We start from the raw sequence: 255 nt of genomic DNA on the forward strand, positions 1-255 counted from the left end.
TCGCTGAAATTCTGAATCGTAATCGAATGACGGTGAGCAGTTACATTCATACGTACGAAAACGGCGGATTGGTCGCCTTGCGGCTCAAGCATTCATCTGGTGCTCCTCCTCGGTTAACCAAGGAACAACAGGATCAGTTGACGCAGACCGTCGCCTATTCGGTGCCCCACGAGGTCGGCTTTACAGCCAAGCACAACTGGACGCTTGAACTCATTGCCAGGTATGTGGAACGAGAATGGGGTCACCGCTACTCGC

General features: G+C 52.9%; 1 protein-coding gene. It reads left to right on the top strand.

The features are described 5' to 3' along the window. Positions 1-32 precede the first annotated feature (32 nt). Positions 33-255: helix-turn-helix domain-containing protein (locus tag M3650_RS31580; RefSeq protein ID WP_251580309.1), on the top strand; the 223-nt coding region annotated here is incomplete at its 3' end.

It is taken from the genome of Paenibacillus sp. MER TA 81-3, assembly GCF_023713585.1.
Taxonomy (GTDB): Bacteria; Bacillota; Bacilli; order Paenibacillales; family Paenibacillaceae; genus Paenibacillus_B; species Paenibacillus_B profundus.